A 6,655-nucleotide genomic window follows, 5' to 3' on the forward strand; every position below is an offset into this window, starting at 1 on the left:
CTATATGCCGAAGGCTATGAGCCAGAGGAAATTGAGAAAATTTTATTTGATGAATTTGGATTTGCCGTTGAAGAAGAACAGAGTAATGATGAATTAATATTTTCTGTTCAGTTTGAGAGATTTAAAAAACAACAGTATGAATTTAATAAATTATTGATTCAGAAACTAGATGAACAACAGAAATTTATACATAATCATTTAGACAAACGTGATAAGGAATTAATTGAGAGAATAAATGAAATTCGAGATATGCTCGAGAATCAAAATTGATTTTTTTCGATTTTCGTTTTTAAGTGAAAAATAGAATTTATAATCTCGAAAAAAATGAGATATTTATACTCTTTTAGCCATGTACTCACTGAATTTTTGAATTTGAGGTCGTGCATAATTTTATATATATATATATATTTAAATACCGCACGGTTTTGGTGTATATAATTAATAATTTTAAAAAAAGAGCTCAACAAAGGATATGCATTTTTTTGTTGAGCTCTTTTGTTATTATATTTGGTTTAGTATATTATACATTTAGTGACATTTTAACATATTGCGTTTTTGTGTTATGTGTATATTGACATAGTGACATAAATGTGAAAAAATATAGATAATAAAAGTTCTAATATATGCGAAGGTGTGAGTGCTGTGTACATAGACAGGATAAAATCAAAGCATAAATATTATTTGTATTTAAGGAAGTATGAATCATCCGTTACATATTCGTTAGATAAACGAGTTTTAGTTTTTCGTTTCGGAAGAGAAGAACATGCTCTTGCTGAAATGCGAGCGTGGCTGCAAGATATAAATTTACTGCCAATTGAATTAAAAAAGTTGGGTTTTACTAAAGAAGATGTACAGGAATGGATTAATAATGTAGAAGAACGTAGAGAGAAAACCATATCAAGTAAATATATTAATTATCATGCGCTTTCCTCCTGAAAATATAAAAAGTCCTAGTGTTATCTAGGACTTTATTTTTTTTCCTCAAGATATTGTTTAATTAATCTTTCAAGGACTGTATTTATTTTGCTTTCTTCTTTTGCTACTTGAATTTTAAAATCACGCAGCAAGTTAGAATCTATATTTGTTGCTATTCGACCTTTTTCCGCCATTTTAAATCACCTCGTATGTATTTTAACATATACATTTTTACACCTTTTAACAAAAACGAATATATATAAATGTTTACCTTGATTGGATCCTGTACCAGGATTTTATTTTAAACACGCTTGACGGAAATGCATAGCATTTTAGCATATACTCGTTAAGAGTGTATAAGTGCGCCATGAATAATCACAAAGTCGTTGGAATGCAATTCATATAAAACTACGGGGCAAATTCTAAAAAGCGCTAGGATTGCTTTATATGGCGTTTGTCAACGGTAATCGCAGGGAGGATGGTTTTCCCGACCGAGAATTAAGGAGTTGACGAACTCGCTACACCCGAACCCTCTTGGCATTGTCGAAAATCCATTTTTCGACCTGCCTACCGGCGAGGGAGCCCCCTCAATTTTGAGGGGGTTGGGGGAGTTAAGTTAAGGGGATTGTTAAGGGAAAAGTTCCCTTGACCCGTCGGAGACAGGGACTTTTAATATATCAGCTTTCTTGTTTAAAAATGATTATTGATTTATGCTATTAGAAAAGTGATGTCGCTATTTCTGGAGCGACGAATAAAACAGGAATCGCAATCCATTAGCGATTAAAAAGGATGGGTCGCAAACCCTTCAATGCGGCTTAGAAGATAAGGGTCGGAAATTCATATAAAACAAGCATAAGGTCATAGGAAACTATGGCCTTTTTTGTTTTCTTTAAATTTCTTGATAAGAAATGAACCGAATTTTGTGAGATGCGCGCTTAAACTTAGTAGAGGGTCTGTTTATGAAATAGATATTGTTTATAGGTTGAACAAGGTAAGACCAACAAAAAGTTTTTAAAAAGAAGGATTTGTAATAAAACAAAACAAGTAAAAAATAAAGGAGTGAGATTATCATGGAAATTAAATTAACAATATCTCCAGAATTGATTGCATTGTTATTTTTGTTTTCTCTTTGGTTTTAATATAAGTGAGCAATTTAATTGCTCACTTTATTTATTTTGGTAGCTATACATGAACTAGACAAGAACTATAAATACGGTATACATGGGCTATACATTTACTATACAGTTGCTATACATAGAGGTTTAAAAGTGATATCAATAAAATCCAATAGGCACAGCCTATTTAATCACTTTCGGAATGAAAGTGATATCGGATTCTCTTATGCTCTTTCATTAAAAATAGAAAAAAAGGATTTGTAGGTAATTTAAATGCCATTTAAAACGTCATAGAGTACATTATAAGACGTTTTTAAAAATTTAATATAGTTAAATCTATTTAATGTATAAAACGCCTGTATGAGCTTTATTTTGATTTCTAGGTGTTTTTTGTGTTGGAAGATTATTTGGCGATAGCTGAACGTTTTAAAAATTGATTGTGCAGCAAGAAAATTTTCCCTACGTCACATCATTTAAAAAATGTGTGTAAGTGGGCACTCTATATTCTTCGTGATTGATTTATGCTGCCTATATTAAAAAAATAATATTGATAAGCTATTCTTTCTTTTATTTTGCTATTGAATTTTTAAAAAAATAGTTTTAATATAATATATGACTCAAAAATGATATTAAGTTAATACCAAAATTAAGAAAGGGGATTATATAAGTGAGTGAACAGAAAAAAAAGAGAAATTTCCCTCTAAGGATAAATGAACCGAATGCTAAGAAATTGGAAGAAATGGCTGATCGTTACGGTATGAGTATTAATTCTTTAGTTAGTTTTATTGTAGGCCAATGGCTTGATAGTAATTATGACCTTAAAGACTATGCTAGAGAAAAAATGATTCCAGCTATTGCTGATAAGATGGAACCCGAATTCGAAAAGATGATAAGTAATCCTCAATTTTTAGAAATGATGAAAGAAATGGTTATGTATGAAAATAAGGGTTAATTCATTTATTTGTTAAATGAATTTAGGGGAGCGCAGCGACCCTCCTTAACTTGTTAATAATAATAGGGGATAGAGTCGCACTTTTTTACTAAAAATCCTTGAATCCTTTCTGTACCAAGGGTTTTGAAAGTTTTCTGTTAATTTAATAGTGGGGGTGAACACCGTTGGCATTGGAGTTAGAGAAATGCGGGAAAAAGACAATTCACCTTCAAGCTAAAGACACTGGAAAGCATTATGCAAAACTAATGACGTGTAATAAGCTAGAATGTCCGAATTGTCAGCCTGTGATATCTGCAAGGATTAAGAAGAAGATTCGTTACTATGCGCAGCATGAACGTTTAGTATTCTTTAATACAATAACATCTAAGCTTGGCTTTGATGATCTAGAGGATTTATTCAAAAAGATAAGAAAAGAATTAGCAAGGGATTTTACTATTGAAGGGTATATGAAACGGAAAAAAGTTAGTCGTGAAAAAGCGTTGCAATGGTATGAGAAGAAAAAAGAAAAGTATATTGAATCTGATATTTTAGTTGAAATTGAGAAGATAAGTCGCCAAGAAGCTATTATTGAAGTTGCTAAACAAAAAAAGGTCTTCTATCAAAAGTTGACAGAAGACAAAAAAAGATTATTTAAATTAGATTTTCAAAACGTTATTCAAAAAAATTTTAAAAGACACTTTAATACTAACCTAAAAGACGAGAAATTAAAAGACAAATTGTATGACAATGTAAGACAAAGATTTGAAGAAAATGAGTTTAAGGAATATAAGTTTATTAGAGTGATTGAATTTCATAAGAATGGACAACCTCATTATCATTTTTTAACGAATAGATATGTTCCTCATACGTTACTTAAAAAAATTACGACAGAGGGCGTAAATGATGTTTATGATAACTCTTATATTGTTGAAGATGCTTTGAGAAGGAATCCGGATTTATTAATTAGTGAAGATGTAAATACAGAGATTGTTGCAAACTATGTTTCTAAAATAACGAATTATATTACTAAAGATACCATCGAAGTTTATTCTGATCTAAAAGAGAATAAAAGCTTTAGGAAAAAGCTAATTAGTTCTTCAGATGGTATAAAAATATTTGATGATAACAAAGAAGAAGAGGATTTGAAATATATAAAAATTGGTGTTTTTGATTATGTTTTAAATTCTACTAACTACGAGATTCCAGAAAATGCTTTGAATGATGTAGAGGATTTTATAAGGTTTAATTCCCAAGCTGTTGGAGATGACCATTCTGAACAGGTAATAAAGGATGTACAAGCTTTAGGATTAGTAGACAAAGAGAAATATAACTATATTATTGCAAAGCGCTTAGAACAAATTAATTTTAGCGATATAAAAGCATCAAAAACAAAGTTAGGTTTTATTACAGGTTTATCTGTTGAGCAATCTCATTTAATTAAGGTGTTTAATGAAAACAGAATTAGTCTTTTAATTGGTCGGGCTGGTACGGGAAAGAGTTTTACAATAACAAATCTTTTAAAGTATATGCAGCCTAATCCGAATTCGACATTTATTGTCACTTATACTGGTAAAGCATCCAGTAGATTAAGAGAGTTATTTTGTGCTAATGATATTGGCTATTATAAGCCTACGACGATACATAAGGCATGTGGTTCTAATTTTAATGGTAAGTTCTTAAAGAATGAAAAAAACACCTTGAATTGTGAGTATTTGATTATTGATGAAGTAAGCATGATACCTAAAGAAATACTAGCAAAGTTGCTTTTATCTGTTCCTAGTTATGTGAAAGTATTATTTGCTGGTGATGATGCACAATTACCACCAGTTAATGATGTTTCTATCATTCCCGAGTTAAAAGAAAGTCAATACGTTAATACAGTTGAGTTAACAAAGGTTTTTCGTTCAGATGATAAAGTATTATCATATGCTCATAAGGTATTGAATAGAGAAATGATAGATTATAATACTTATAGAGATGATTTAAGCACTATTGTAAGTGATTTAATTAATCAAGGGTATCAAATACTTACAAACACTAAAAAAATGACTAAAGACATTAATATGATTGTTCAGAGTGAAAAAACTGAAATTACTCGTTGTTTTAATGATTTTAAGTATAGTGTTGGTGATCGTGTCATGATTGTTGCAAATAGTTCACCTAGAGAAGTATCTAATGGGGATACTGGGAAACTTGTTAAGTATAGTGAAAAAGGTGTATTTATACAATTGGACCATGAAAATAGACAAGTATTTTATAAGTATGAGGATACAGAAGAAATCGTTCCAGCCTATGCTTTTACAGTTCATAAAAGTCAAGGTTCTGAATATGAGAAAGTGGCAATTGTCTTAGAAAACCAACCTAAATTAAATACGAATAATCTTTTATATACTGCAATTACAAGAGCGAAAAAAGATGCTAAAGTATTTGTTTCAGATGAATCAGTTTTAAGAAGTGCAATTATAAATAGTCCATCTAATATGGATATGGTTAATATAAATAATGTTGTCGAGTATGTACAAAAGCAAAAAGTATCGTAATTTTAAGCACCTTTTATAAGGTGCTTTTTTTATGAGTATATAAAATTCACATGAGCTTTCTCATGAAAAAATAAAGGTAATTTATTGTTTTATCAAGAATTATTTATATGTGGGTTTGTGATAAACATGATGTGTGAGAGGGTGAGAAAATGGAAAAAGAATGGTTTACTGTTGCAGAAATGGAAAAGGAAACCAATATCCCCCATCAAACGATAAGAAGATATATTAAAGTACATGGGCATCATTTGCATTTGAAGAAACAACATAAAAGTTTTTTTATTAATTACTCTAGTATTGATGTTATTTTAAAAATAAGAAAGATGTATTCAGATGGTAAAACAAGCGAGAGTGTTGATGAAATACTTGCGAATAGTAATATTCCCATGACTATTGATCTTGAAAAGGATAATGAGCAAGTGAGCATTCATGTGCCCAATATGCTTCAGGAGTTAAATAATAATATAGTCGCTATGAATCACAAAATGGTAAAACAGGAAGAATTCAATGCTGAGTTGCTTGAACAAGTGAGAAAACAACAGAAATATATAGATGAAAGATTATCTAAAAGAGATGAAGCACTTATAAAGGCAATGAATGAGGTTATGGATACAAAAAGGCAACTTGCAGCAACAGAACAAAATAAAAAGAAATGGTGGCAATTTTGGCTGAAGTGAATAAAAAAAGAGTATGTCGCCAAACATACTCTTTTTCATGCTGATGGGTAGATTATATCAGCATCTATTAAGTTGTAGCTATTAAGTTGTAGTGTTTATATCGGTCTATCATTTTAGGTATTAAGTTATTTTAAAAGTTTTGGCATAGTTTAAAAAAATAATCTGAAAGGTGGTAGTGTTTCTTGGAAGAAAAATGGTTTTCTGTTGCAGAATTGAGTAACCATGCAAATGTAGCTGAGTCAACAGCGAGACGATATTTAAATAAGTTTGAGAAATACTTTCAGTATAAGAAACGAAGTAAGGGAAAAAAGTATCATCCGAGATCGGTTTTTATTTTAGAAAAAATTTCTATGCTATATGCCGAAGGCTATGAGCCAGAGGAAATTGAGAAAATTTTATTTGATGAATTTGGATTTGCCGTTGAAGAAGAACAGAGTAATGATGAATTAATATTTTCTGTTCAGTTTGAGAGATTTAAAA

Annotated in this window: 6 protein-coding genes and 1 pseudogene; 6 read left to right on the forward strand and 1 reads right to left on the reverse strand. The window is 30.3% G+C overall.

Annotation, left to right across the window (positions count from 1 at the left end; translation table 11 throughout):
* A pseudogene (locus tag KI343_RS19500) lies at positions 1-270 on the forward strand (hypothetical protein); the annotation flags it as partial.
* A 372-nt stretch (positions 271-642) separates the two neighbouring features.
* The gene (locus KI343_RS19505) at positions 643-936 is read left to right on the forward strand and encodes a hypothetical protein (RefSeq protein ID WP_212928077.1); all 294 of its coding nucleotides are present in this window, start codon (positions 643-645) and stop codon (positions 934-936) included.
* Between the two features lie 32 nt (positions 937-968).
* Here KI343_RS19505 and KI343_RS19510 read toward each other — a convergent pair whose 3' ends face one another.
* Complete coding sequence (locus KI343_RS19510; RefSeq protein WP_212928078.1) at positions 969-1,109, reverse strand: hypothetical protein; 141 nt, start codon at positions 1,107-1,109, stop codon at positions 969-971.
* 1,588 nt (positions 1,110-2,697) lie between these two features.
* Between KI343_RS19510 and KI343_RS19515 the strand changes: the two genes are divergently transcribed.
* From KI343_RS19515 to KI343_RS19530, 4 genes are all read left to right on the forward strand, one after another.
* Positions 2,698-2,982 (forward strand): hypothetical protein, encoded by a 285-nt coding sequence (locus KI343_RS19515; protein WP_212928079.1) that lies wholly within the window; start codon positions 2,698-2,700, stop codon positions 2,980-2,982.
* 164 nt (positions 2,983-3,146) lie between these two features.
* A complete protein-coding gene (locus tag KI343_RS19520; RefSeq protein WP_212928080.1) occupies positions 3,147-5,501 on the forward strand; it encodes an ATP-dependent DNA helicase in 2,355 nt (784 codons plus the stop codon).
* Between the two features lie 149 nt (positions 5,502-5,650).
* A complete protein-coding gene (locus KI343_RS19525; RefSeq protein ID WP_212928081.1) occupies positions 5,651-6,175 on the forward strand; it encodes a DUF3967 domain-containing protein in 525 nt (174 codons plus the stop codon).
* 182 nt (positions 6,176-6,357) lie between these two features.
* Positions 6,358-6,655, forward strand: a 298-nt coding sequence (locus KI343_RS19530) for a MerR family transcriptional regulator (protein WP_212928082.1), incomplete at its 3' end; no start/stop codon positions are given.

This window comes from Oceanobacillus sp. J11TS1 (genome assembly GCF_018333215.1).
Lineage (GTDB): Bacteria > Bacillota > Bacilli > Bacillales > Amphibacillaceae > Oceanobacillus.